The sequence below is a fragment of the Collinsella sp. TM09-10AT genome (genome assembly GCF_003436275.1).
GTDB lineage: Bacteria > Actinomycetota > Coriobacteriia > Coriobacteriales > Coriobacteriaceae > Collinsella.
The window spans coordinates 78,753-104,942 of sequence record NZ_QSOP01000004.1; the positions used below are offsets into that span (position 1 = coordinate 78,753).

At 61.2% G+C, this 26,190-nt stretch carries 20 protein-coding genes; 15 read left to right on the top strand and 5 right to left on the bottom strand.

Translation table 11 applies throughout. The features are described 5' to 3' along the window. Window positions 1-4: 4 nt before the first annotated feature. The 8 genes from DXD77_RS02885 (at window position 5) to DXD77_RS02920 (ending at window position 11,557) form a co-directional block, all read left to right on the top strand. Window positions 5-3,469, top strand: coding sequence for an SNF2-related protein (locus DXD77_RS02885; RefSeq protein WP_117647695.1), 3,465 nt, complete (start codon window positions 5-7; stop codon window positions 3,467-3,469). 150 nt (window positions 3,470-3,619) lie between these two features. Then, complete coding sequence (locus DXD77_RS02890; protein WP_089572163.1) at window positions 3,620-3,982, top strand: desulfoferrodoxin family protein; 363 nt, start codon at window positions 3,620-3,622, stop codon at window positions 3,980-3,982. A 117-nt stretch (window positions 3,983-4,099) separates the two neighbouring features. Further along, the gene (locus DXD77_RS02895; protein WP_117564494.1) at window positions 4,100-6,073 is read left to right on the top strand and encodes a hypothetical protein; all 1,974 of its coding nucleotides are present in this window, start codon (window positions 4,100-4,102) and stop codon (window positions 6,071-6,073) included. A gap of 294 nt (window positions 6,074-6,367) precedes the next feature. After that, entirely contained in the window at window positions 6,368-6,889 is a 522-nt protein-coding gene (gene ruvC, locus DXD77_RS02900) for a crossover junction endodeoxyribonuclease RuvC (protein ID WP_022095142.1), read from the top strand. After that, window positions 6,889-7,509: a Holliday junction branch migration protein RuvA gene (ruvA, locus tag DXD77_RS02905; RefSeq protein ID WP_117564493.1), complete on the top strand. Its 621-nt coding sequence runs from the start codon at window positions 6,889-6,891 to the stop codon at window positions 7,507-7,509. The genes ruvC and ruvA overlap by 1 nt, the downstream gene beginning before the upstream one ends. Continuing rightward, window positions 7,509-8,576, top strand: a complete 1,068-nt coding sequence (gene ruvB / locus DXD77_RS02910; RefSeq protein ID WP_022095140.1) for a Holliday junction branch migration DNA helicase RuvB — start codon at window positions 7,509-7,511, stop codon at window positions 8,574-8,576. Before ruvA ends, ruvB begins: the two co-directional genes overlap by 1 nt. Window positions 8,577-8,720: 144 nt before the next feature. Continuing rightward, window positions 8,721-10,388 (top strand): formate--tetrahydrofolate ligase, encoded by a 1,668-nt coding sequence (locus tag DXD77_RS02915; protein ID WP_117564492.1) that lies wholly within the window; start codon window positions 8,721-8,723, stop codon window positions 10,386-10,388. Between the two features lie 179 nt (window positions 10,389-10,567). After that, entirely contained in the window at window positions 10,568-11,557 is a 990-nt protein-coding gene (locus tag DXD77_RS02920; protein ID WP_089572154.1) for a hypothetical protein, read from the top strand. Here the strand turns inward: DXD77_RS02920 and DXD77_RS02925 are convergent. Further along, window positions 11,554-12,750 carry a cation diffusion facilitator family transporter gene (locus tag DXD77_RS02925; RefSeq protein ID WP_117564491.1) on the bottom strand — a complete coding sequence of 399 codons (1,197 nt, stop codon included), beginning with the start codon at window positions 12,748-12,750 and terminating at the stop codon, window positions 11,554-11,556. The genes DXD77_RS02920 and DXD77_RS02925 overlap by 4 nt on opposite strands. 218 nt (window positions 12,751-12,968) lie before the next feature. Here DXD77_RS02925 and DXD77_RS02930 point away from each other — a divergent pair, with 218 nt between their 5' ends. Continuing rightward, window positions 12,969-14,306, top strand: a complete 1,338-nt coding sequence (locus DXD77_RS02930) for a hypothetical protein (protein ID WP_117564490.1) — start codon at window positions 12,969-12,971, stop codon at window positions 14,304-14,306. Window positions 14,307-14,363: 57 nt separating this feature from the next. On the opposite strand, the gene DXD77_RS02935 is transcribed toward DXD77_RS02930, so the two are convergent. After that, window positions 14,364-15,413: a YhcG family protein gene (locus tag DXD77_RS02935; RefSeq protein WP_117564489.1), complete on the bottom strand. Its 1,050-nt coding sequence runs from the start codon at window positions 15,411-15,413 to the stop codon at window positions 14,364-14,366. A gap of 168 nt (window positions 15,414-15,581) precedes the next feature. On the opposite strand from DXD77_RS02935, the gene DXD77_RS02940 reads away from it, so the two are divergent. Beyond that, window positions 15,582-15,851 (top strand): hypothetical protein, encoded by a 270-nt coding sequence (locus DXD77_RS02940; protein ID WP_117564488.1) that lies wholly within the window; start codon window positions 15,582-15,584, stop codon window positions 15,849-15,851. A 94-nt stretch (window positions 15,852-15,945) separates the two neighbouring features. On the opposite strand, the gene DXD77_RS02945 is transcribed toward DXD77_RS02940, so the two are convergent. From DXD77_RS02945 to DXD77_RS02955, 3 genes are all read right to left on the bottom strand, one after another. Continuing rightward, on the bottom strand, window positions 15,946-18,444 hold the full coding sequence (locus tag DXD77_RS02945; RefSeq protein ID WP_117647697.1) for a phosphatidylinositol-specific phospholipase C: 2,499 nt from the start codon (window positions 18,442-18,444) through the stop codon (window positions 15,946-15,948). A gap of 304 nt (window positions 18,445-18,748) precedes the next feature. Beyond that, window positions 18,749-19,342: a hypothetical protein gene (locus DXD77_RS02950; protein WP_117564486.1), complete on the bottom strand. Its 594-nt coding sequence runs from the start codon at window positions 19,340-19,342 to the stop codon at window positions 18,749-18,751. 243 nt (window positions 19,343-19,585) lie between these two features. Further along, window positions 19,586-20,188, bottom strand: coding sequence for a hypothetical protein (locus DXD77_RS02955; protein ID WP_147324152.1), 603 nt, complete (start codon window positions 20,186-20,188; stop codon window positions 19,586-19,588). Window positions 20,189-20,565: 377 nt separating this feature from the next. Between DXD77_RS02955 and DXD77_RS02960 the strand changes: the two genes are divergently transcribed. The 5 genes from DXD77_RS02960 to DXD77_RS02980 all read left to right on the top strand — a co-directional run bounded on the left by DXD77_RS02960 (window position 20,566) and on the right by DXD77_RS02980 (window position 25,966). Further along, window positions 20,566-21,198 (top strand): cyclodeaminase/cyclohydrolase family protein, encoded by a 633-nt coding sequence (locus tag DXD77_RS02960; protein WP_055250908.1) that lies wholly within the window; start codon window positions 20,566-20,568, stop codon window positions 21,196-21,198. Between the two features lie 2 nt (window positions 21,199-21,200). Next, a complete protein-coding gene (locus tag DXD77_RS02965) occupies window positions 21,201-22,055 on the top strand; it encodes a bifunctional 5,10-methylenetetrahydrofolate dehydrogenase/5,10-methenyltetrahydrofolate cyclohydrolase (protein ID WP_117564484.1) in 855 nt (284 codons plus the stop codon). A 99-nt stretch (window positions 22,056-22,154) separates the two neighbouring features. Further along, window positions 22,155-23,678: a C69 family dipeptidase gene (locus DXD77_RS02970; RefSeq protein ID WP_117564483.1), complete on the top strand. Its 1,524-nt coding sequence runs from the start codon at window positions 22,155-22,157 to the stop codon at window positions 23,676-23,678. Window positions 23,679-23,777: 99 nt separating this feature from the next. Further along, window positions 23,778-24,194, top strand: coding sequence for a hypothetical protein (locus tag DXD77_RS02975; RefSeq protein WP_117564482.1), 417 nt, complete (start codon window positions 23,778-23,780; stop codon window positions 24,192-24,194). Between the two features lie 8 nt (window positions 24,195-24,202). Continuing rightward, entirely contained in the window at window positions 24,203-25,966 is a 1,764-nt protein-coding gene (locus tag DXD77_RS02980) for an AarF/ABC1/UbiB kinase family protein (RefSeq protein WP_117647698.1), read from the top strand. The last annotated feature ends 224 nt before the right edge of the window (window positions 25,967-26,190 follow it).

Below are 26,190 nucleotides of genomic sequence, written 5' to 3' on the forward strand. Positions count from 1 at the left end.
AGTGATGGCGCAGGGGACGTTTGTGCAGGCGCTTCGCAAAGAGGCGGCGTTGAGCGGCACCTTTATGAAGGGGCGTTCGCTCATGCTCAACGGTGCCGTGCTGTCGATCGAGGACAGCGGCTCGCGCTTCTCCAAAAACGTGACGGTCGAGGGCACGGTGCGCGGCTCGCGCGGTGACCTGTACAAGACGCACGTGGCGCTCGACATGGACGAGCACGAGGTTATCGACTACGATTGCGACTGCCCCGCCGCATACCGCTATCCCGGTATGTGTAAGCACGCTATTGCCACGGCGCTGGCGTATTTGGATGCCAGCGGCGCCGAGCCCGTCGAAGGTTTGCGCACGCCGGTTCGCACGTTTACGGCGCAGCCGAAACAGCCCGCGCGCGCCGCGTCCGTCGCGCCGGCCGTCAACCCCAATTTTCCCTTTCCGGCGCCCGTCCCCACGAGCCCCAGCCTCATGGCGGCACTCTCCGATCTTTCGGACGCGCGCATGGATGAGCTGGCGAGCATGCGCCGCAAGCTTGCCGGTGCCGTTGATGCCGACGCCCCCAAAGCGGCGTTGGAGCCCTCGTTGGTGCCGTACTACAATCCGCTGTTCGCTGACCGCTTTAGCTGGGCGCTCGAGTTCCGCATTCGCTGTGGATCGGTCTCCTACGTGGTCAAGGACATCGACGGCATGGCCGATGCCTACGTGCGCGGCGGCACGTTCTCCTATGGCAAGAAGCTCACGTTTGTCCATTCACCTGAGGCCTTTGACGAAACATCGGCAAAGCTGCTCAACCTTGTTGCGACGACAGTTGCCTATCTCGATGACATCACAAGCTCGCGTTCGGCGTCGTACGACTTTGCCCGCAGTGGTTTTGTTGCCGAGCGTCAGTTGCCGCTGTCCGAGCATAGCATCGTATATGTGCTGGACCTGCTGCGCGGCCAGACCATCTCCTTTGAGCCCGCCTGGTCGCGGGGGATGACGACGCATCGCACCTACGACGTGGCGGTTGAGCTGTCTCCGCAAGGGGAGGACGAGGCATCCGCTAAGCGCCCACCGCTGCTTGCCGCCAAAATCGCGCCGGCGGCTGGTGGTAGCTATGACCTGCGCCTGCCCGCCGATATGTACTGCTTTGCGTCGGGCGATGCCGCCTACTTGGTTGACACGCGCCGCGCGCGCCGTACCGACGCTGCATTTGCTCAGCATGCCGCACCTTTTTTGTCGCGCTTGCTGCCGTGCCGCACGCCCGCCCATATTGCCGCCGAGCAGGTGGGTGAGTTCTGCCGTATGGCGCTGCCCATTTTGCGCGACTACACCGACCTCACCGCGCCCGCCGCGCTCGATACCGTGGCACCCGAGCCGAGCTTTGCTATGGCGATCGGTGTCGGCGATGGGCTCGTGACCTGCAAAATTACGGTTACCTACGGCGATTGGTCGGCGGATCTCTTTAGCCTGGGCGCTCCGGGCAGCCCCTTCGAAGAGCAGCGCCCCGGTGTGCCGCCCCGCGACGAGGTGGCGGAGTTTCGCGTTATGGATACAGCGGCCCTGTACTTCGATTTCTACAAGGGCGGTCTGGCGTTTGAGGAGCGCGATGATGAGAGCCTGTTCTGTCTGCTGACCGAGGGTCTGTCCGCCCTGTCCGAGCTGGGTGAGGTCATGCTCAGTGACCGTCTGCGCCAGGTCTCGGTCCGCCCTGCGCCCAAGCTTTCGGTGCGTGCGACCGTCAAGAGTAACCTGCTCGACGTCGAGCTGGGCGCGAGCGGGCTTTCGGCCGCGGACCTTGCCGTCTATCTCGATTCGTACAAGCGCCACCAGACGTTTGCGCGCCTGACGTCCGGCGACATCGTGCGCCTGGATGAGGGAGCGCGCGCCGCGTTTGGCCTTGCCGAAGATCTGGGTGTCGATGCCGTCGACCTGCTCGACGGCGTGTCGCTTCCCGCGTCGAGCACCCTTTTTGTCGATAGCATGCTCGCGCGCACGCCGGCGCTCGAGGCCGATCGCGACGCCGCGTTCCGCCGCACCGTCGAGCGCCTGGACACGCTCGGCAAGATGGACTTTACGGTACCCGCCTCGCTCAAGGCAACGATGCGCGGCTACCAGGTCGACGGATACCAGTGGCTCGGCTCGCTCGAACACCTGGGCCTTGGCGGCATCTTGGCCGACGACATGGGCCTGGGCAAAACGCTCCAGATGATTGCGCATATTCTGGCGCGCGTGGAGGCGGGGGACACCAAGCCCACGCTCGTGGTATGCCCGGCCTCACTCGTGTACAACTGGACCGCCGAGCTGGAGCGCTTTGCCCCGTCGCTCGATGTGTGCGCCATCGTGGGCGCCAAAGCTCAACGTCGTGTACAGATTGCCGGCGTGGCCGAGCATAGCGTGGTTGTGACGTCGTATGATCTTATGCGGCGCGATATCGACGAGTACGTCGAGCAGGATTTTGCCCGCGTGGTGCTCGATGAGGCCCAGTACATTAAAAACCCGCTCACGCAGGTGGCGCGCGCCGCAAAGCGCCTGCCTGCCGGCGTGCGCTTTGCCCTGACGGGCACGCCCATCGAAAACCGCTTGTCCGAGCTTTGGAGCATCTTCGACTTTTTGATGCCGGGCCTTTTGGGGACGCGCGAGTCGTTTGCCAAGCGCTTTGAGAGCCCCGTCGAGCATGCCGAGGGCGATAGCGCCGCTCGCCTGCAGGCGCTCGTGTCGCCGTTTGTGCTGCGCCGTGTTAAGGAAGACGTGGTGGCCGACCTGCCCGAGAAGATCGAGGACACCGTCATGGCACAGCTTACCGGCGAGCAACGCAAGCTCTACCTGGCCAACCAGGACCGCATCGCCCAGCAGGTGCAGCACCGCGAGGCTGGGGAGTTTAAGAAGGACAAGCTCAAGGTGCTCGCCGAGCTCACCAAGCTGCGCCAGATCTGCTGCGACCCGCGTCTACACTACGAGGATTACAAGGCGGGGAGCGCCAAGCTCGATACGTGTATGGAGCTCGTGCACGGCGCACTCGACGGCGGGCATCGCATCCTGTTGTTCAGCCAGTTTACAGGTATGCTCGATATCATCGGTAAGCGCTTGGCCAAGGAGGACATCGCCTTCCTTAAGCTCACGGGCGCTTCGTCTAAGGAGAGCCGCGCCAAGATGGTCGCGCAGTTCCAAGCGGGCGAGGTTCCGGTCTTTTTGATTTCGCTCAAGGCGGGCGGCGTGGGCCTTAACCTGACGGCGGCCGACGTGGTCATCCACTACGACCCGTGGTGGAACGTGGCGGCGCAGGACCAAGCGACCGACCGCGCGCATCGTATTGGCCAGCAACATACCGTGACCGTGTACAAGCTCATCGCCAAGGACACGATCGAGGAGCGCATCATGCAGATGCAGGAGTCCAAACGCGACCTGGTCAACAGCGTGCTCGGCGGCGACGGCATCTCCTCGGCGCTGTTTACCCGCGAAGATGTTCTGGCGCTGCTGGGCGGCGACGGGCGCTAACCCGCTCGGGTGGGGCCGCCAGGGCGGATAGCGCACGCTGCCCCATCGTCCCCGCCCGTTATGTGTTCATTTGCAATGCCGTGGATGGTTTGTCTGCCTTTGGGCATAAGAACCATCAAGAACATTGGCACGTCAGCAAAGGAGAACATCATGGCGAAATTCTTTAAGGACCCCGACGGTAAGCTCATTGCCGCCCTTGGCAACGACGTTGCAACCCCTGCCGGTTGCACGGAACTGACCGCAAACACTGAGGACGCGGCGCACGAGAAGCACGTGCCTGTTGTCGAGACCGAGCGCGACGGTCACGTGATTCGCGCACGCGTTGGCTCGGTCGAGCACCCCAGCCTGCCCGAGCACTATATTGAGTGGATCGCCCTTGAGGCCGAGGGCCGCTTAGAGGTCCATTACCTTGAGCCCGGCATGAAGCCCGCGACGTTTTTTGCCGGCGGTTCCAAGACCGGTACCGTCTATGCCTACTGCAACCTGCACGGGCTGTGGTCCGCGACATTCTAGGAGCGCGCCCCCGCTCGGGGTATCATAGCTAGCATATGCACATGCGAGCGCCGACTGCATCATGCGGCCGGCGCTTTTACTACGATTTCGATGGTTTACGACGGAAAGGGCTGAGCCATGAAGCTCGCGCTTGCACAGATCGATATGCGCCTGGGTGATATTGAGGGCATTTGCGGCCGCATCGAGGACCAGGCTCGTCTGGCCCACGAGCGCGGGGCGCGCGTGCTGTGCGTTCCGGCTCCGCTCTTTATGGGCGCCATGCCCGGGGGCCTGGTGGGCACTGCCGACTTTGAGCACGACATGCTTGCCGGCTTGACTGGTGTCGCCGAGCGTATCCAGGAGCTTGACATGATTTGCATCGTGCCCGCGGCGGTTTCGTTTGAGGGCCAGCCGCTGCTCGACTACATGATGCTCAAGGACGGTCATGTGGTGCCGGCGCGTTCGAGCATTGCCCTGCAGCGTGGTGAGAACAACGACACGCGTTGGGCGCCGCCGGTGTTCGACGTGGACGGCGTGCGCATCGCCGTGATTTTTGACTTGGACCGCGAACTCGAGATGTTGCCGACCGGTGTTGACCTCATTGCGTATTTCCAATTCAACGCGTTTGACATGACCGACCGCGAGACTGCCGCCATTGCCGCCGTACGCAGCGGCGCCTACCGCAAGATCGCATCCAAGCGCAGCGTGTGGTTTGCCTGCATGGCGCCGGTCGGTGCCTATGACGAGTCGGTGTATACCGGCGGTTCGTTTGTGCTCGACGACTGTGGTCGCGTGGTGGCCCAGGCGCCGTGTTTTGAGGAGAGCCTGCTGGTTCAGGAGATTCAGCGCGGCGTGATGCTCGATGCCCTGGAAGATCACGAACTGCCCGAGTTCCGTTCCGAGGAGTGGCTGTGGCAGGCGCTGGTGCTCGCCGTGCGCGACAACGCCCGAGCCCACGGTGCGTCGCGTGCTGTGGTGGCACTCGAGGGCGACTTGCCGTCGTCCCTGCTGGCGGCGCTGACCGTCGACGCTCTGGGCCCGCGTAATGTGATTGGCCTGGTGCTGGGGCGCAACCGTATCTTTACGCCGGCGCAGGAAGAGGCCGAGGCTGCCCGCTGTGCCGCCGTCCGCGCCATCGCCGAGCGTCTGCACATTCGCACCGTCGAGCGCGATGCACCGGATGCGGCGCGTGTGCTCGATCGCGACGTGTCGGCGGGCGATGCCGAGCGTCTGCGCTCGCGCACGCTGGGCCTCATGCTGGAGGACACGGCGCTCGAGCTGGGTGCGATGGCGCTGAGCCCGCTGTCCAAAACCGAGTACGCGCTGGCGGCGCCGGCGCTTTGCGGCGGCTACCAGGGCGATTACGCGCCCTTTGGCGATGTGTACCTGTCGACGCTTGAGTTTGTGGCGCGTGTGCGCAACCGCACGTCTGCCGTGGTGCCCCAAGAGCTCGTGACGCTCAACGCGGTGGAAGATTGTATGGAGCGAGTGCTGGCGCAGGCGCTCTCGACGCTCGACGGTCCGGTCGATATGCTCGACCGCGCGGCACAGCTGCTCGGCGGGCTTGAGCCGGGTGAGGTCGATGGCGCGCTCGAGGCGCACGTGGACCGCAATCGATCTTTCGACGACATCCCGATGGCCGCTGGCAAGCCTGAGGCCTGCTCGCTGCTGCTGATGCTCGTGCGTCAGGGCGAGGCCGCCCGCCGCATGCTGCCGACGGCGTCGATCGTCTCAGCCCGTTCGTTTGTCGAGCGCGCCTGGCCGTACATGCTCGCGTGGTCCGACCTGGGGCTTAACGGCAAGGAGCGTATGACGGTCGATTCGCTGGCGCGCGCCGAGGTGCGCCGTTTTGCTGACGAGGATACGAGCGAGCGCGTGCGAAACGAGATGATGGGCGTGCTGGGCGAGCTACTGGGTATTTCGCCCGAGCAGATGGAGGAGCTGCGCTCCGAGGACGGCCAGCGCCGCCTGCACGAGGGTATGAAGAAGTTTGAGGGCGAGGTCCAGGACGCCATCGATAAGATGATGGGCGGCCAGGGTGGCCCGCAGGGTGGCCCGATGCCGCATCCGCCGGTTGATCCCCGACAGTTCCCCTTTTTCTCTCAAAATTAACTATGGGATAGGGGCAAGGTTACGCGGTTTTGCCAAACCGCGTAACGAGTCGACGCTGCGCGAGCCCCTGCCGGTCAATCTGCCGCTCAAACCGTCGCTTGCGTACAGAAGTACGCGGCGCTCCTCTTTCGCGACACCTTGCCACGGCAGGGACTCGCTCGCTGACTTATGCTCAACCTATGGTTCAACCTTGCTTGCTAGATACGGTCTCTGTTGTGTTATTCTAGAACAGACGTTCGTGAATGATGCTCGGGGCCTTGCCTTGTGCTGTATTTGTGACGAGGGGAGGTTGGCTTGGTCATTTTGGGTATCGACCCCGGTTTGGCCCATACGGGCTGGGGGATTATCGAGGAGCGACGTGGCGAGGTTCGCTGCCGTGCCTACGGTTGTATCGAGACCAGCGCGGGCAGCCCGCTCGCGGTGCGCCTGTCGCATATCGCCCATGACCTTAAGGATGTCGTCGAGCGTTATCGACCCGACACGGCTGCTGTCGAGAGCATCTACTTTGGCGCCAACGTTCGTTCGGCCATCCCCACGGCACATGCCCGCGGCGCTGCGCTTGTGGCGCTTTCGGAGTGCGCGCTCGAGATCGGCGAGTACACGCCTATGCAGATTAAGCAGGCTGTTGTGGGCACCGGAGCCGCGGACAAACGGCAGGTCGCGTATATGGTTCGTACGCTCACGCAGCTCGACCACGACCCGCATCCCGACCATGCCGCCGATGCCCTGGCTTGCGCCATCTGCCACGTAAACCTCAGCCGCACCCGTGCCCTTACCGGTGGCGAGTTCTATCAACAGAGAGGAACCGGATACTGATGATTTCCCAGCTCCATGGAACGCTTGTCGAGGCCACGATGAGCTCGGCCGTCGTCGACGTGTCGGGCGTTGGCTTTGAACTCGGCATCTCGGGCAGCACTGCGGCCACGTTGCCGACGCCCGGCGGCGAGGTCCGCCTCTACACGCGTATGCAGGTGCGCGAGGACGCCATGACACTTTTCGGTTTTTCTTCAAAGGATGAGCGCACGATGTTCGACCGGCTCGTGTCCGTCTCGGGCGTTGGCCCGCGCTTGGCGCTCGCCGTACTTTCCACCTATACCGTGGGACAGCTGTATTCCCTGGTGATGGCCGAGGACGACAAGGGCATGGCCAAGGTGCCCGGCGTGGGCAAAAAGACCGCCCAGCGCCTCATCTTGGAGCTCAAGAGCACCTTTGCCAAGGACAAGGGCTTTGTGCCGGTCGATGCGATCCCCGGTCAGGTTGCGATGCCCGTGCCCGCCGCCGCTCCTTCGGCGATCGATGACGCCCGTGCGGCACTCCTTTCCATGGGCTTTAGCCCGCAGGAGACCGATGTCGCTCTGAGCGGGTATGATGGGCAGGATATGCGTGTCGAGGATTTGCTCGGCGCGGCGCTTAAGCGACTCGGAATGGATGCGTGATGTGGGAAGCCGATGACTCTCAGGACCTGTGGGCGACGCCCGGCAACTCGCCGGCGGCATCCATGGCGCACGGCGAGCGCATGGTGGGCTCGGAGCTGACGGCCGAGGACCTCGATGTCGATCGCACTTTGCGCCCCCAGCGCCTGGACGATTACTGCGGCCAGGAGCATATCAAGCAGAGCCTGCGCGTGTTGATCGAAGCGGCGCAGAGCCGTGGCGAGACGCTCGACCACGTGATCTTCTCGGGCCCTCCGGGTCTGGGCAAGACCACGCTGGCTACGGTTATCGCCAACGAGCTGGGCGCTCAGATCAAGACCACGAGTGGCCCTGCCATCGCGCGCACCGGCGACCTGGCAGCCATCCTTACTAACTTGCAGCCGGGTGATGTGCTGTTTATCGACGAGATCCACCGCCTCAACCGTTCGGTCGAGGAGGTCCTGTACCCCGCGATGGAGGACTTTGCCCTCGATATCGTGATTGGCAAGGGTCCGGCGGCGCGCTCGATTCGCCTGGATATTCCCAAGTTTACGCTGGTGGCGGCAACGACCCGCTCAGGCATGTTGACCGGCCCGTTGCGCGACCGCTTTGGCATTTCATATCGCCTGGATTACTACACGGTCGAGGAACTCGCGCAGATTGTTACGCGCTCGGCGACTATCCTGGGCGTGACGATCGACCATCCCAGTGCACTCGAGATCGGCTCGCGTTCGCGCGGCACGCCACGTCTTGCCAACCGCCTGCTCAAGCGCGTGCGCGATTACGCACAGGTGCGCGGCAACGGCCCCATCGAGCTCGATATCTGTCGCCAGGCGCTCGAGTTCTTCGAGATCGATGAGCTCGGTCTGGACTGGATGGATATTCGCATTTTGGAGACGCTCGCTAAGACGTTCTCCGGTCGTGCCGTGGGACTTACGACCCTTGCCAGCGCGGTGGGCGAGGACCCGGGCACGCTCGAGGATGTCTATGAGCCGTATCTGCTGCAGTGCGGGTTGATGATTCGTACGCCGCAGGGCCGTCAGGCAACCCTTCGCACCTTTGAGCACCTGGGGATTGAACCTACTGTTTAGGGCGCTTTGTTTTGGCGGGCTGTTGGGCTATCGCTGGGCATCGGGTAAACATATCGCCGTTCATCGGTTATGGGTGTTTTACTACTGCGCGCCCGTGCTATGCTGAATTGGTCTTTTTCTCATTCGGTAACGAAAGGACCGCCCATGCCTACTGACATCGAAATCGCACGTTCTGTCACGCCGCTGCCTATTACCGAGGTGGCCAAGAACGCCGGCGTCGACGTTAAGCACCTTATTCCGTACGGCTTCGACAAGGCTAAGGTCGACTATTCGCTGCTCAACGAGCCGACCGATCACCAGGCCAAGCTCGTCCTCGTGACCGCTATCAACCCAACGCCTGCGGGCGAGGGCAAGACCACCACGACCATCGGTCTGGCCGATGGCCTGCGTCGTCGCGGCGTCAAGAGTGCCGTGGCCCTGCGCGAGCCTTCGCTCGGCCCCGTCTTTGGTGTTAAGGGCGGTGCTGCCGGCGGCGGCTGGGCTCAGGTGATCCCCATGGAGGATATCAACCTGCACTTTACCGGCGACTTCCATGCCATCGGTGCTGCCAACAACCTGCTGGCCGCCATGCTCGACAACCATATTCAGCAGGGCAACCAGCTCGGTATCGATGTTAAGCGCATCACCTGGAAGCGCGTCGTCGACATGAACGACCGTCAGCTGCGCCATGTCATCGACGGTATTGGCGGCAAGGCCCAGGGCGTGCCGCGCGAGGACGGCTTCGATATCACCGTTGCCTCCGAGGTCATGGCAATCCTGTGCCTGTCCACGAGCATCAATGACCTCAAGGAGCGCCTGGGCGAGATTGTTGTCGGCTACAGCTATGCCGGCGAGCCCGTTCGCGCCCGTGACCTTAAGGCTCAGGGTGCCATGGCGGCCCTGCTCAAGGATGCGCTCAAGCCCAATCTGGTGCAGACGCTCGAGGGCACGCCCGCGTTTGTCCACGGCGGTCCCTTCGCCAATATTGCCCACGGCTGCAACTCCATCATGGCCACGCGTATGGCGATGCGCTTTGGCGATGTCGCCATTACCGAGGCCGGCTTCGGTGCCGATCTGGGTGCCGAGAAGTTCCTCGACATCAAGTGCCGCATGACGGGCGTTCGCCCCAGCGCCGTCGTGGTCGTCGCCACCGCTCGTGCGCTGAAGTACAACGGTGGCGTCGCCAAGGCCGACCTCAACGAGGAGAACCTCGAGGCACTCAAGGCCGGCATGCCCAACCTGCTGCGTCACGTCGACAACATCCAGAACGTTTATGGTCTGCCCTGCGTAGTCGCCATCAACCGCTTCCCGACGGACACCGAGGCCGAGCTTGCGCTCATCGAGTCCGAGTGTCAGAAGCTCGGTGTCAACGTTAAGCTTTCCGAGGTCTGGGCCAAGGGCGGCGAGGGCGCGCTCGAGCTTGCCGATGAGGTCATGCGTCTGATTGAGCAGCCGAGCGAGCTCAAGTTTGCCTATGAGGACGGCGCCGATGTGGCCGACGCTCTTGAGGCCATTGCCACCAAGGTCTACCGCGCCGACGGCGTTGACTTTACGCCGGCCGCCAAGCGCCAGCTCGCCGAGCTGCGCGAGAACGGCTTTGGCAACCTGCCGGTGTGCGTGGCCAAGACGCAGTACAGCTTTAGCGACAACGCCAAGGCCCTGGGCGCTCCCGAGAACTTCCGCATCACGGTGCGTGAGCTCAAGGTTTCCGCCGGTGCCCACTTTGTGGTCGCGCTGACTGGCAGTGTTCTGACCATGCCGGGCCTGCCCAAGGTCCCCGCGGCCGAGAACATCGACGTCGACAACGACGGCAACATTACCGGCCTGTTCTAAGTCTGCTGTCCATAGCTGCTAGCCCGCCCCGCCGTGCCCGCAAGGCCCGGCGTGGCTTTTTTATCCTTAGGCCCGCGCATGTCTTGTAGATACCGACGGGCTCTGCCCATCATAGGCTTTTGCGCGGGTAGAATGCATGGATAACTTGAGGCTCACGCGCGACGGAAAGGAATCGTTGCATGGATCAGGACAAGACAACCGTGATGGGCGGCTACGGTTCTGCGCAGGCTGGCGATAGCGCCGATGCGACCCGCGTTGTTCCCAACCCCGGTTATACCGACCCCGCCGCGACGCAGCCTTCTGCCGAGCCAACCCGGGTTATGGGCTATGGCGACACAGCGCGGGATTCTTATGCTGTATCTTCGCAAGGCCCCTATGGCAACGCAGCTCCGGACCCGTTTGATTACGCGCCGCAGGATTCTTATGCCGCCTCGACGCCGAATCCCTATGATGACCTGCCGCAAAATCCCATTCCGCAGCCTCAGCAGACGACGTATATGCCTCGCACGGCGCAGTCTCGCTACGAGTCGCGCGAGCCGTATCGCGAGTACCCCAAGTCGATTCCGCAATATGGCGAGGACGAGGAGAAGAAGCCGTCGCGTTCGTCGAGCGTGATCAAGAAGATCCTCATCGTGCTGGCGATCTTCTTTGCGCTGTCGGTTGTGTTTGCCATTGTGTCGGGCATGCTCAACAAGCGAGGGAGTTCAACGGCCGATACCGCTGCCGAGCAAACCGAGTCCGCCTCGTCTAGCACCGTCGATCTGAGCGATATCCCGGGGCAGTACTGGTCCAACGCCAAGAAACTTCTCAAGTCGCGCGGCGCCAATCTTTCGAATGCCGTGGTCCTGACTGATGATGGCTCAACGCCCGTCATCGATGCCAACTGGGTCGTTACTTCTGCTTACTATAACGACAGCGGCAACCTCGAAATTCAACTCACGCACAAGAATAGCTCGGGCAACTCGCCCGACGGCCAAAGCGGTACCGACAGCTCGAGTTCCAATACGCTGGAGGACTTGAGCAACAAGGCACAGGAGTTGGGAGACAAGGCGCAAGAGCTGGGCGATACGGCACAAAACCTGGGCGACACCGCGCAGAACTTGGGCGACATGGCGACGGGTGCCTGGAATGCACTGCAAAACGGCATCTCGGGCGCGCAGGGAAACTAGCTGTTAAGCGGGCTACAGCTGTTCAGCCGACGGTCGGGCGAGCTAAAGCCCGAGTCAAACGTAACGACGCATGAGGCATTGGGTCGGCGCTCGTGCACGATGCGCGTGACGAGCTCCAGCAGCTCCTCGTCGGATATGTCAAAGCCGTCGGGGCGCACCAGGTCAAACGAAACGAACCCGTCGTGCTCGTGCAGGTCGTGGATGGAGAGCGCGGGGTCGATCTGCATAACGCCGCGCTTGACCCAGCCGCGCAAATCATCGCCGGTTGTCGCGATGGGGTCGCAGTGCAGCGTGATGCCAATGCCCATCTGGCGCTTGATGTCGTGCTCGATGGTGTCCAGGATCTCGTGGTGCTCAAATGCGTCGCCCTCGCCGGGCATCTCCACGTGAGCGCTGGCAAACTGACGACCGGGGCCGTAGTCGTGCACCATCAGGTCGTGTGTGCCCAAGACCTGCGGATAGGACATGATCTTGTCGCGGATTGCCTGGACGAGCTTGGGGTCGGGCGCTTGCCCCAGCAACGGGCTGATGGCGTCGCGCACTAGGCCCATGCCGCTGATGCAGATGAAGATGCCCACACCCAGGCCTGCCCAGCCATCGAGGTCAAAGCCGGTCGTCTGCGAAATAAGCGCCGCCACCAAGACCGAGCCCGAGGTGATGACGTCGTTTTTGGAGTCCTGTGCTGTGGCAATGAGTGTTTCGGAATCGATACGGTTGCCCAGCGCGCGGTTGAATGCGGCCATCCAGAGCTTAACGAGCATGGATGTAGCCAGTGCCGCAAGGGAAACGAGCGTGTAAGCGGTGGGGGAAGGCTTGATGATCTTGGTGACCGACTCGAGGATCAGGTTGATGCCGACGGCGCAAACCAGGACGGCGACAAACAAGCCGGCGAGGTACTCGTAGCGGCCGTGGCCATAGGGGTGGCCTTCGTCTGCCGGGCGGCTGGCGAGGCGGAACCCGAGCAGGCTCACGATGTTGCTCGAGGCATCGGAGAGGTTGTTGAAAGCGTCGGCGATGAGGGAGACGGAGCCAGCGAGCAGGCCCGCGATGCCCTTGGCCAGGCACAAGGTGATGTTGAGGCCAATGCAGATGAGGCTTGCGGCGAAGCCCGCGTTGGTGCGGCGGGAGGTATCGACCGGCTCGCCCTCGCTGCCGGGAACAAGCGTATGTACCAGCCGATTTACAAATAGCATAGCGGTCGTCCTCACAATCATGTTTAAGGGGATAGTGTAGCTCGCGCGGGGGCGCCGTGCACCGATACTCAGAAAATGCAGCAATAGTCTGCCGGTGCTAACGAGCGAGCCTTCTCGTCTGCCTGGGTGGTCCATTTTGGGCCACATGGGTATGGGCACGTGCTTACCTGCCCAACATACTTAATGTCGACAGCCCCAGTGCAAAGGAGGACGTATTCATGGACGAGATGTTTGCCATTAAATGCCAAAACTGCGGCGGCCCTATGTACTCACACCAGGCTAAACGCAGCTTTGAGTGCGCCTATTGCGGCACGGTCGTTCCGTGGCAGGCCGATGCGGGGGAGCCCAAGAGCGCCCTGGGCATTCGCCATACGCCACTGACGGTTGTCGATGGGCTGCTTAAGCTCACGCATGTGTCGCAGCTCGAGCGCCCGGTGGACCCCGACTGGTATTTCTTTAATGAGCACTGGCGCAATCAGTCGGTTCTGGAGCATCTGCTGTGGGAAGACCGCGGCACGGCGCAGGAGTTCCAAGAAGCCACGCACGTGAGCATTCCCTGCCCCTTCTGCGGCGCGTCCTTTGAGGGCGAGTCAACGCAGCGTGTGTTTGAGTGCCCGTCCTGCGGCAACAAGATCGGCATTGCCGACCTGCTCAAGCCCGGTACGTTTAGCAAACGTCTGACCATGGGCGTGGGTGCGGAGTATGTGCCGGAGCAGGGTATTCCCTGCGAAATCTCACCGCAGCAGGCACGTGCCAACGCGCTGCAGCTGGTGCGCCAGTACCCGGATGCCTTTGCCGGGCACGACGTGGAAGACGCGATCCAAAACGACATGATGCTCTTCTATTTCCCCATGGCGCTGGCGGACCTGCGTATGATGGCGAGCTTCCCGGGCAAGGGCCTGAGCAAGGAGACCTTGGTGTACTACGAGGTACTCGATTGGGCGTATCCGCGGGCAAACTACCTGGACGTTCGTCTTATGGGCATTTTGGAGCCGTGGGACTTTGGCAAGGTGGGGCCGTTCGATCCTGCCATGCAGGAGGGCGACTTTCGCGTTGTCTCCGTCGATGCATCTACCAAGGACCAGGTGGTCATTGATAAGCTGGCGCTCGACATTGCCGGCAACGATGCCGAGGCGGTACTGGGGCTCAATAAAAAGAGCATTCGCATGTGGGCGCGCAAGGCCCGCAAGCAAAAGGACGGTCTGGTGATGGTGCCGGTCTACTTTGTCGATCGTCCGGCGACGGATAGCCGCGACGGCGAGCAGGTGCGCATCGCCGTGAACGGCCAGACGGGCCGCGCGGCCGCGGTGGTGTTTAGCGACAAGCGCGAGACGCATATCGTGGCGCCGCTCAACCTGAGCCTTCATCTGTCCGGCGAGAGCACCGTGCACGCCACGCCCATCGAGGTCAAATACGTTAAGTCGCCGTTTCTGTACCAGATCGTGCGCCGTGGAGGCGGCGAGCAACCGCGCCAGGTTGCAGCCGCCGTCGAGGGTTCCTACCGAGAAGAAAAGCCCAAACGCAAGGGCTTGCTCGCTGCGATCTTTGGGAAGTAGGGAAGCGCAGCGCGGGACGGCTCACAGGCGTGCGGGCGTTTCGGTCGCAACGTGCTGCTACCCTTGCGTTTCGCCATTGGTCGCTTCGTTGATGGCGCGGTACTCGGCACTCAGCTCGCGCGCCAGCTCTTCCTTGCTTGGAAGATACGGCAGGTATTTGGCGGCAAACACTTGGTCGTTGTCTTCGGGCAGCGTGTACTCGACGATCGAATCGCTTTTGTCCGCGCAGAGCACGATGCCTATGGGCGGATTGTCGCCTTCGTTCATGAGCTCACGCGTGTAGTAGTTCACATACATTTGCATCTGGCCCAGGTCCTGATGCGTAAGGTCATCGGTCTTAAGGTCGATGAGCACGAAGCAGCGCATCAGATAGTTGTAAAAAACAAGGTCAATATAGAAATGGCGCCCATCAAAGGTGATGCGCTTTTGGCGCGCCTCGAAAGCGAAGCCACGGCCAAGCTCCAGCAGGAACTTCTGAAGATGTGTGATGAGCGCCTGCTCTAGATCGCTCTCGCGAAACGCAGTATCGTCCGAGAAACCTAAAAACTCCAGTACATATGGATCGCGGATGATATCCTCGGGGCGACGAGCTGGGGCGCTCTTTTGGATTTCTTGGGTGACAGCCTCCTTGTCTTTGCTGGCAAGTAGGCGCTCGCGGAACATGGTGTTGATCTGGCGTTCGAGCTGGCGCGTGCTCCAGCGAGAGTCGGCGCATTCGTTCATGTACCAGGTGCGAGCTTCGGGGTCAGGAATGCGTATTAACCTGCGGTAATGTGTCCAGCTCAATTCGGGACGCAGTGAGTCCCGAATTGGAAATGCAAGATAGAACTGACGCATTTTGCGCAGCTCTCTTGCTCCAAAACCTTTACCAAAATCCTTGGTAAGTCTGATTGCGAGGGCCTTGAGCAGCGCCTCTCCATACTTGGCGCGCTCCTCTCCGCCCTGCTCATCAACTATGCTCTTGCCGATCTCCCAATACGCCTCAACCATCGCAAAGTTAACGGCGGTATAGGCCTTGTCGCGAGCGGCGTTGAGAATCGAGGAAACCTGCTTGTAAAAACCTTCGGGCACGATTGCCGATTCTCCACGGTTTACCAGTTCGCCCATCACTGTCGCCCCACTTTCCTCTTGTGGAATGCATCTTTATCGCATCTAGTTTAAAGCCTCGCGCGGACACGAATTGCTGTGCTGTCTGGCACCTTCGCATGGGAGCCTTGCGGTGACTAAAATGTGACCATAAAGGCAGTTTTAGCGAACCCCACGGGAGTGACATGCATGGACAAGAACACGCTGCTATTCCAGGATAAAGGTTCGGGTAGGTTTAAAGACGTCAAGATCTACCCTAACCGTATTGAGGTGCTCAAGAAGGGCACGTTTGGTGGCAAGCACACCGAGATTGTTTACCTTAAGGACATCACTGGGGTCAACAGGATCAAGGGTCGCGACGTTTTCCTGCGCAATCGACTGTTAACCGCTTGCGTCTTTAGTCTGAGCAGTCGTGCGAAGGCCCAGGAGTTTGTTAACGCGCTGAACATGGTGATGTAGCCCATGGCGGCGTTCGGGCCAAGGTAAAAATCGGGGGCACAGAACGGTGTCCTGCGCCCCCGATTGAGTCGATGTGTCTAAAAGGCGGGCTTGCCTACTCGCTGTCGTCCCCAGCGTTGTCGCGGTCACTGGCAAGCATTGCTGCACCTGCGACCGTTGTCGCCACGGCGGCGGCAGCGAGCCCGGCGGCAACGCCAGAGCTGTCGCCCGTGTCGGCGAGCTTTCCGCCCGAGCCCTTGCCCTGGCCTCTCTTGTTGCTCTTGCCGTTCTTGTCGGCGCCGCCTGCGTTGGAACCCGTGTCGCTGCCGGTGCCGCCCGCACTGCCCGAGGCCGCTACGGTAAAGCTTGCGGCTCCGTCGCTGGCGAGCGTGTAGTTCTGCGCCGCGTCGCCCAAGAGACCGTTCACGCGCACCCAGTACGTTCCTGCGGCAAATGTTTCGCCCTCGGCCATTGCCGTGCCCGGAGCGCCGTCCGCGTCGTGCACAAACTCGAGCTGGGCCGTGCAGGCATCGGTTTCGAGCTTGCCCTCGAGTGATGCCGCAATCTTGGCGCGCACGTCTTCGCCGGCCTTAAGGCCTTCGAGTCCCTCAAAATGGGGCGTCAGCGCGCGTGGATCGATATCGATGGGCACAGAGCCCTGCAGCCCCGTAACGGTCTCGTTGCCCAGGGCGTCGACATCCACGTATTCAATGGCAAACGCATGGCCCGAAGCTGTCGCGTTGAGCGCGTTGCTGCTGTCAGCAAGGCGGAAATGACCCTCGCCAACGGTCTTGCCATCCTGGAATGAGGCATCGCTCAGCGAGTCGCCGTACGTCATGCGCATGCGGGTCGGGAGATAGTACGGGAGATAGTACGAAGCCGTCTGCTTGTGCTCCGTATCGTAATTGCGCTGGTAGATGCTCCGGGCCAGCGCCGCATCAACAAAGTCGGATGCGATGATGCCAATGTGCTTGAGGTAATCTGACTTTGTATCCTCGGTGCCGCTGGGGTTGATGTACGGGCTCTTATACGGATGCTCGTTGACTACTCGTGCCGAGGTAAAAGGATTGCCCCCGTGCGACAAGCCCGTGCAGCTGGTGTAGTTGATAGACCAGCAGCGCTCCAGGACTTGCTCCTTGGCCCCGTTATCGTCCTCGACATCTACCTCGTTGCGCGTGCGCCCGGTCGTTTCCTTCAGCGCATTATCGATCCAGCTGAGCTTGTCGGTTCCCGTGAGTTTGTACTTGTCCTGGGCGTATACCTTGGTGCAACAGGGCTCTTTGTCGCCTGTTTCCCCCGCGGCTTCAAAGCCCCGCGCGTCTTGGACGAGACACATAGTGGCGCTGTCGGAGTGAGCCTTGATCTTGTCATCCCATTCGGTAAGGTCGAGGCCCCACGTGTGGCCGCTTACACTGTTGCCGGCGAGCCTAAATCGACGCAGCAGAACGATCTTTCCGCGCACCTCGTGTAGCGCGGGGATTCGGCTCGACGTATAGAACAGTTTGGGGTTGTCGTCCAAAACCTTGGCGAAAGCCGTCGTAACACTTTCGTCGGTAGCCTCGTCGTTGCCTCGTGATACAAGCATGATGAGCGCTTCTGTCGGGTTTTCGTTCAAAAACGTTTTGAAGTAGCCTATGACATCGGAAAGATGCATAAAGTACGCGTCTTTTTTGAGCAGGTAGTAATCCCCGTGGTCGATACCGGGGTCGTCGCCCTTTCCGAGCCGGATATCAAAATAGCGAATGCCTTCGAGCAACTGCGTGGGAATGTAATCCTGCTGGCATTTTACTTGCGAGGATTGGGGCTCAGTGTCGTTGTCCACGCTGCAGGTGCCCGAATCGTGCGTACCCGGGATGCTCAGCTCGTCGAGGAACTTGTTGTCGTCGACGTATTTCATCCAACATGGCCCATCGACGTAGCTGCTGTACGTGATCCAGTCGAGGCTGCTAACCGTGGCATCGTTCTTTTTCATGTCGTAACCGATAAGTTCGAGCTCCCACGGAATGCTCTTACTCTTATGGCAGATCTTATTGTTGTCCTGGTCTTCGCCGTTCGATTCTATTGCCAGGTACTTAATGTCTTTTTTCTCGGTTTCTTTCTCGACCGTGCGGTCTCGGATGATATAGGTTCCGTTTGATTGACGCTCGAACGCAAAAGCGCGGCTGGGCTTGTTGTCATACTCGCCGCCCCATACGTGGATGACCTTTCCATCTTTGTCAGAGTCGTCGTCGACCGACCAAATGCTGTAGCCCGTCTTTTTATGCTCTTCGAAATTGAGCAAGGTGCGGATAGCATACCAGTTTGTATCGTCATTCTTGGTCGTTACGTTCTCAAGGATGAGCTTGCTGGACGTGCCGTCGTTAAACAGGTGGCAGACGTTGCCGCGAACGTTGCCGTCTTGGTTGACGCTCGCGGTGCGAAAATAGCCCGCGGGGCGAAGGCGAATGACGAAATTGTCGAGGCTGACTGACGCTGTGGCAGCGTCTTCTGCAAATGCCGCGCGCACGGGAAGGCCCAATCCCGCGGTTTCGGGCAGGCTTACAAATGGCGACAATGCTGCGAGTCCTAGGCCCAACGTGAATGCTCGACGGCTGATGGCGTGGTGTTCGGTCATAACTCCTCCGTTCGCAGGGTGCGGTTATGCACTCATTTTGTTCACTATACTGCCCGGATGTCTAAACGTGTTGGCTTAATTGTCTGCGTGGCGCCATAAATCGGCGGGCGGACGCGTTGGGGCGCTTGTCTATTTGTGCTGCTACCGCGCTGGGGGTGGTTTTGCCGCCCGGCACCCTCGCGTTCGCCGGCTATCGGCATAAGAAAAGGAGGGTCGGTTTACCGGCCCTCCCTGGGTACGAAGCGCTGGGGTACCGTCGCTTGTTTGCTCTGCGACCGTGTTTCCCGTTGCGCTCGCCAGTCGCTTAGCGCTTGATCTCGATATCGTCGAGCTTGACGTCCATGGCCTCGGTCTTGGCCTTGGCAATGTCATCGGCAAACTCCAGAGACTTCATCATGGTCTCGACGGCGTCCTTGTGCTCCTCGACATTGTCGATGCTCACGTAAACGCTGCCGCCGCCTGCTTCGGTGAAGTACTCAGTCGTTACGCCGCCCGAGTGTGTATAGGAAGCGTTGCGCCAAGTCTTGCCGTTGTACTTGACGGGATCATTCTCGGTCCACTCAAAGTTGGCCTTCCATTTGGCCTCGTAGCCGAACAGCTCGTCAGCGTTCTTGTCAGAGTCGAAGACAGGGATGAAGCGATCGCTGGCGTGCTCGCTCTCGGTGAACTTAAACTGGGCCCTGTCGGCGGTGTCGCCGGCAACGTCGGTGATCTCGACGCCCTCGGGCACCTCGACCTTAAACCAAATGAAGTCGGTCCTCATATCCACGGCTGGCTTTTCTGCGCCGCCGCCACCGCCACTGCCGGTAGCGCCGCCGCTTCCGCCGCAACCCACCAGGGCAACCGCGGCAAGGAGACTGATGCAGAGTGTGAGAATCGCAAAGGCCTTCTTTTTCATGGTCGTGTCCTCCTCGATCTGTAACCGCCCATGGATTACCTGCCTTTACTGTACGCGTGGACGGCTCGCTAGGGTGGGCCATGTGTCCCATTCTGAGGGCCGGATTTGCGCCGACAAGTGGCAATATGCGCGGGTCCAAAAGAGGGGAGGGCCGATGCCTGTCGGCCCTCCCCGGGGTTGGGTGCCCGTTGCTTTAATGGGGCGCATGTGCGCAGGTGCGCGTAGGCGCGTGCGGGTGTCCCGTTACTTGAGCTCGATGCTCGAAATCTCGACTTCGCGCGCCTCGGAAACTGCCTCTGCCATGTCATCGGGGAACTCGATGGAGTTGAGGAGCGTCTCGGCTTCTTTCTTGTGCTGGTCGAAGTTCGAGATGAGGACGTAGACGCTTCCCGGCTCAACGTCGGTAAAAAGCATGGTTGAGATGCCGCTGTTGTCCTCGTATGTTCCGACGAGCCACGTCCTGCCGTTATACTCGACGGACCCGCCATCCTTCCACTGGAACGTATCCCCCTTCTTTTCTGCCTGGTCGGCGTGGGATTCCTCGGCTGTCATCGCTTTTTTCCAAACGGGGATAAAGCGATCGGCCGAGGCGTTCTCGTCTTCGGGGAAGGTGAGCTGGACCCTGTCGGCATTCTTGCCGGCGGAGTCGCTTACGCCGACGCCCTCGGGCATCTCGACCTTAAACCAGATAAAGTCGGTCTTCTTGGCGACGGGGGCCTTTTCCTTGCCCTCGCTCTTGGATGCGCTGCTGCCCCCGCCCGATGCGTTCCCGCCGCAGCCGACAAGGGCAAATGCGGCAAAGAGGGCGATGCAAAGGGAAAGGATTGATAGGGTCTTTTTCTTCATGGTGGCGTCCTCCTTGTCTGCCAGGGACATCGTGTGCCGCGGATCGCTGGGGCGGCGGTTGCGCGTGCACATGATGACTTTGTTTGCTGTGCGGTGATTCCTCCATTCGTCGTCCGGTGCCGTGATGAGCGTTGCCCCAACATGGGGCTCCTTACCTATATGTATGCCCCAGTTGCCGCTGCCCGGGAGTCTCGAAACGTGGGCCATGTGTCCCATGTTTGCGTTGGCATGGCCTATCGTTCGTCATAGAAATCCGCGATGGCCAGGTGCGCTGACGCCCATGTGCTTATGGGCTAGACTTAGCACCATTACGTGTTCGATGCGGTTGGTCGGCGGTTGCCGCCTGACCGATGTATATGACTTGAAGGTGCGTGCGTATGAGCCAAGAGATGATGGATAAAACCTGTCGAGAGTTTGCCGAGGCACTTGCCGCACGCGAGCCGGTTCCCGGCGGTGGCAGCGCGAGCGCCTTTGTGGGCGCGCTGGGCGCCTCGCTTTGTGGAATGGTCGCTCGTTATGGTGCGACCAATCCTGCGCTTGCCGATCGCGCGGATGACCTGACGCGCGCATTTGCCCAGGCAGATGAGTTGGCCCAGGAGCTTGTCGAGTTGGTTGCCGAGGACGTTCGTGCATATGGGCAGGTGTCCGCGGCGTACGGTATTCCGCGTGGCGATCCGGCTCGAGCGACCGCGATTCAGGATGCGCTGCATGTGGCCGCTATGCCGCCGTATCGCATTATGGATGCCTGCGGGCGTGCACTGGCGCTGCTCGAGGACATGGCCGACAAGGGTTCGCGTCAGCTGCTGTCCGATGTGGCGTGCGGCGCCGTGTTCTGCCGTTCCGCTATGCAGGGCGCGAGCTTGACGCTCTTTGCGAACACCACGTCTATGAAGGATCGCGCTCGTGCTGAGGAGCTCGAGACGGCGTGTGATGAGTTGCTCGACATGTGGTTGCCGCGCGCCGATGCGCTGGCGCGCCGCGCCGCCGACGCCGCAAGGAAGAGGGGATAGCCATGGCTGAACTGCTGAAGGGTGCCCCCGTTGCTCGCGCTTTGACTGAGGAACTTGCTGCTCGCTGCGTGGCTTTGCGCGAGCGCGGCGTTGTGCCGACGCTGGCTATCGTGCGCGTGGGTGAACGCGAGGACGACCTATCCTACGAGCGCGGTGCGCTCAAGCGCTGCGAAAAGGTTGGCATTGAGGCTCGCCGCGTTTTGCTTCCCGCCGATGTTTCGCAGGACGAGCTGTTGGCGGCCATCGAGGACATCAATACCGATTCGTCTGTTCATGGCTGCCTGATGTTCCGCCCGCTGCCCGCCGGCCTTGACGAGGACGCGGTTGCCGCGGCACTCGATCCTGCCAAGGACGTTGACTCCATGACGCCGGCTTCGCTGCTCACCACGCTTTCGGGGCGCGGCGAGGGTTTTGCCCCCTGCACAGCCGAAGCCGTGCTTGCTTTGCTGGATCATTACGGCGTTGAGCTGGATGGGGCCAAGGTCGCGGTCGTTGGTCGGTCGCTGGTGATTGGCCGTCCCGTTGCCGCCATGCTTACGGCTCGCAATGCCACAGTGACGACGTGCCATACGCATACGCACGACCTTGCTGCCGAGTGCCGTGCTGCCGACATTGTGGTTGCCGCCGTTGGACGCGCGCGTACGATTGACGTGGATGCGGTTCGAGAGGGCCAGACGATCATTGATGTTGGCATTAATTGGGACGAGGCCGCTGGCAAGTTGGTGGGTGACGTCGATTCTGATGCTGCGGAGCCGGTCGTTAACGCCATCACGCCCGTGCCGGGCGGCGTGGGCGCTGTGACGACGGCGATCCTCGCCAAACACGTGATCGAGGCGGCCGAGCGCGCATCGAAATAGGTTTTTGACCACAAGGGCTGCCGAGGCCGTGGTTTCGCCCTTTTTGCGCCGAAGCGATACACTGTTATCGTTTGATTTCTTCGCTCAAGGAGGATGCGCATGCCGTGCACAACGATTTTGGTTGGTAAGAACGCGAGCTACGACGGGTCGACGTTGGTTGCCCGCAACGAGGACTCGTCCAACGGGGTGTTTGAGCCCAAGCGTATGCGCGTGGTGCATCCCGACGAGCAGCCGCGCGTCTACACGAGCGTCCTGAGTCACCTGACCGTTGAACTGCCCGATAACCCCATGCGCTACACGAGCGTCCCCGATGTTGTCCCGGGCCACGGCATCTGGGCCGAGGCCGGTTTCAACGAGCTCAATGTGGGCATGTCCGCAACCGAGACGCTCACCACCAACGAGCGCGTTCGCGGCGCCGACCCGCTCGTCGACTACGTGCCCGCCAAGGGCAACGAGGACGAGGACGGCTATGTTCCGGCGCAGCCCGGCGGCCTGGGCGAGGAGGACATGGTGACCCTGGTGCTGCCATATGCCAAATCCGCCCGCGACGGCGTACGCATTCTGGGTGACCTGCTCGAGCGCTATGGCACCTACGAGAACAACGGCATCGCCTTTAGCGACGTGGACGAGATCTGGTGGCTCGAGACCATCGGCGGTCACCACTGGATCGCCAAGCGCGTGCCCGATGACGCCTATGTGACCATGCCCAACCAGCTGGGTATCGACAGCTTTGACCTGGATGACGCCGAGGGCGCCCAGGCCGATCACATGTGCTCCGCCGACCTGCGCGCTTGGATGGCCGAGTGGCATCTGGACTTGACGCTGGGCGTTGAGGGCGACGGTCCGGCCGCGGTCTTTAACCCGCGCGAGGCCTTTGGCTCGCACAGCGACAGCGACCACGTTTACAACACGCCGCGCGCCTGGTATATGCAGCGCTGCCTTAACCCCAGCGATGTGTGGGACGGTCCCGAGGCCGACTACACGCCCGAGAGCGACGATATTCCCTGGAGCCGCGTGCCCGAGCGCAAGGTGACCATCGAGGACATCAAGTACGTACTCTCGAGCCACTACCAGGGCACGGAGTACGACTGCTACGGCAGCAAGGGCACGCCCGCCACGCGTGGCGCCTATCGCCCCATCGGCATCAACCGCAACAGCCAGCTCGCTGTGCTGCAGCTGCGCCCCTATGCGCATCCGGCCTACCGCGCCGTGCAGTGGATGGCCTTTGGCTCCAACTCGTTTAACGCGCTGGTTCCGCTGTACGCCAACGTCGAGACCATGCCCGAGTACTTTGCCGACACGCAGGCTCGCGTGACGTCCGAAAACTTCTACTGGGCCAACCGCCTGATCGGCGCGCTGGCCGACGTCCGCTTCCATGAGTGCGGCCGCGCAGTCGAGGATTATCAGGAGAAGGTCGGCGGCATGGGCCACAAGCAGATTCATGACGTCGACGCTGCCGTAGCCGTTCTGCCCGAGGCCGAGGTGCCTGCCGAGCTTGCACGCGCCAACGAGGAGTTTGCCGAGCTCGTGCGCGTGGAGACCGATGCCCTGTTGGGCAAGGTGCTCTACACCACGAGCTGCGCCATGAAGAACTCTTTCGCGATGAACGACAACGTGAGATAGGGATTTCCCGTCGATCGAATAGCGCTTAAACGCTTTGTCGCTTTCACTCAATCTTGGGTACAAGAACGCCAATGCAGTTGTTTGTGATTGGAGACAACCATGGTTATGAAACTCGATCAGCTTGTTAACGGCGCCATCAACGTGGGCTTCGGCGCCGCCGCCGTTGCCGTCGAGGGCAGCAAGAAGGTTCTCGACGACCTTAACACCAAGGGCGAGCAGGTGCGCAAGGACGCAGGCGCCCCCGGTATCGCCCGCAGTGTGTCCGACATGTTCGAACAGGCCGGCGGTACCATCTCCGATCTGACCGAGCGCTTGGGCATGCAGGGCGAGACCGCGGCCCAGCGCGTGCTCGACGAGCTCATTCTGGCTCGCGTCCGCGTCATGACAGCCCTCGAGCGCACGGCCTTCCTGGCCCATGTGCGCGACATCGTCGATTCGGTCGAGGACAACGTGACCTCGGTGCCCGTCGAGTCCGTTGAGCCCGACGATGCGAAGGATACCGAAGAGGCCGAGTAGCAGCGCAGATGGCAGATTCCACCACCGATTACAACAATCTAGACCCCTTGGGTGACGAGGCGGCGGTTGTCGATGAGGTCGATGCCGCCGTCTCGGGCGCTCGCAAGAAGCCGCGCGCTGTCGATATGGTCCCCGAGGAGCCCGACGCGATGGCGCCGGATGAAGAATACCAGCTCACGCCGGCGGGTCGCCGCGAGCGCATCGGGCAGATTGTTCGCCTGGTCAAAAAGTACCGCGTGTGGGATAACCTCACGCCGGTTCGTTTGCGCCGCCTGCTCGAGGAACTCGGCCCCATGTTCGTCAAGATGGGGCAGATTCTGGCCAACCGGTCCGAGATTCTGCCGCAACGCTTTTGCGACGAGCTGCGTCGTCTGCGGTCCGACGTGGAGCCGGTGCCGTACGAGGTCGTACTCAGTTGTCTGGAAGAAGAATACGGCCTGCGCCTGGGAGAGATGTTCGATGCGATCGACCCCAATCCGCTTGGTAGCGCATCGCTCGCGCAGGTGCACCGCGCTCGTCTGGTGACGGGCGAGGACGTGGCCGTCAAGGTGCAGCGCCCCGGTGCGCAGCAGGTTATGGCACAGGACATCGATATCATCCGCTCGGTGGTGCGTATCGTTTCCAAGTTCGTCAACACCGATCAATTCGTTGACCTGCACGGCGTAGTCGAGGAGCTGTGGACCTCGTTTCGCGAGGAGACCAACTTTTTGGCCGAGGCCAAAAACCTCAACGACTTCTACGAGTTCCATAAGAGCGTTCATGGCGTGACGTGCCCTAAATCCTATCTGGACCTGTGCACCGAGCACGTGGTGGTTATGGACTACGTCGACGGCATTTCGATCGCCGATCCTGCACGCTTGGTGGCCGAGGGCTATGACTTGGAAAAGATCGGTGCCGCAATCGTCGAGGATTACTCGACGCAGGTGCTCGATGACGGCTTTTTCCATGCCGACCCGCATGCGGGAAACATTATTCTCAAGGACGGCATCGTTTACTTTATCGACTTGGGCATGGTCGGACGCATGTCGAGTCACGATCGCGGTATCGTCAAGGACATGATTTTCGCCGTGGCCGAGGGTGACGTGCCCAAGCTCAAGGATTCGCTCATGCGCTTTGCCGTGACGCGCGGCGACTCGGCTGAGCTCGATCATTCGGCCTTTTTGTCCGATTTGGACTTTATCGTCGCAGACTTTGCGGGCCTTGACCTGAAGGATCTGGATATCGGCGAGTTTTTGACCTCGCTGTTAAACCTGGCGCGCAAAAACGACGTTGAGCTGCCGAGCGTGGTAACGATGTTCGCCCGCGGCATGGTGACGCTCGAGGGCCTGCTGACTGAGTATATGCCCAACGTCAACATGATCCAGATCATCCAGACGCACATCAAAAACGAGAAGAGCACCTATGCGCGCGTGCGCGACATGGGACGCGATCTTGCCGCGAGCAGCTATCGCGCGGCGAAGGGCTCGCTCGAGGCGGCCGAGTATCTGGGCCTGGCTTCGCGCATGCTCACGCGCGGCCAGCTTAAGGTGAACACGCAGATCATGAGCAGCGATAAGGCGCTGCGACAGCTGGGTGGAATTATCGACCGCATGTCGATGGCAATTGTGATCGCCGGTCTGTTTATCGGTTCGTCGGTGGTGTACTACGCGCGCATCGAGCCGGTTGTGTTTGGCATTCCGGTCATTGGCTTTTTGGGCTACGTGAGCGCGTTGGTGCTGGCGCTTATGCTGGGCCGCAATATCTGGCTCAACAGTCACGGCGGCAAGCACTAGGGGCTGCGGTCACCGTATTTTCCTATCGCAAATAATAGCTTTTACCTTGGGCTTCGCCTGCGTGCGAGGCCCTTTTGCGTGATACCATACTGACGGTAATAATCGATGGCATAGATGGTGGTGCGGAGACGCACGAATGCGCGGTTTTCCTGCGCGTTTGGGAGAATCGGGGTGCAAGTCCCCGGCTGTACCAGTAACCGTAATTCCTCTTGGCTCGGGATGTT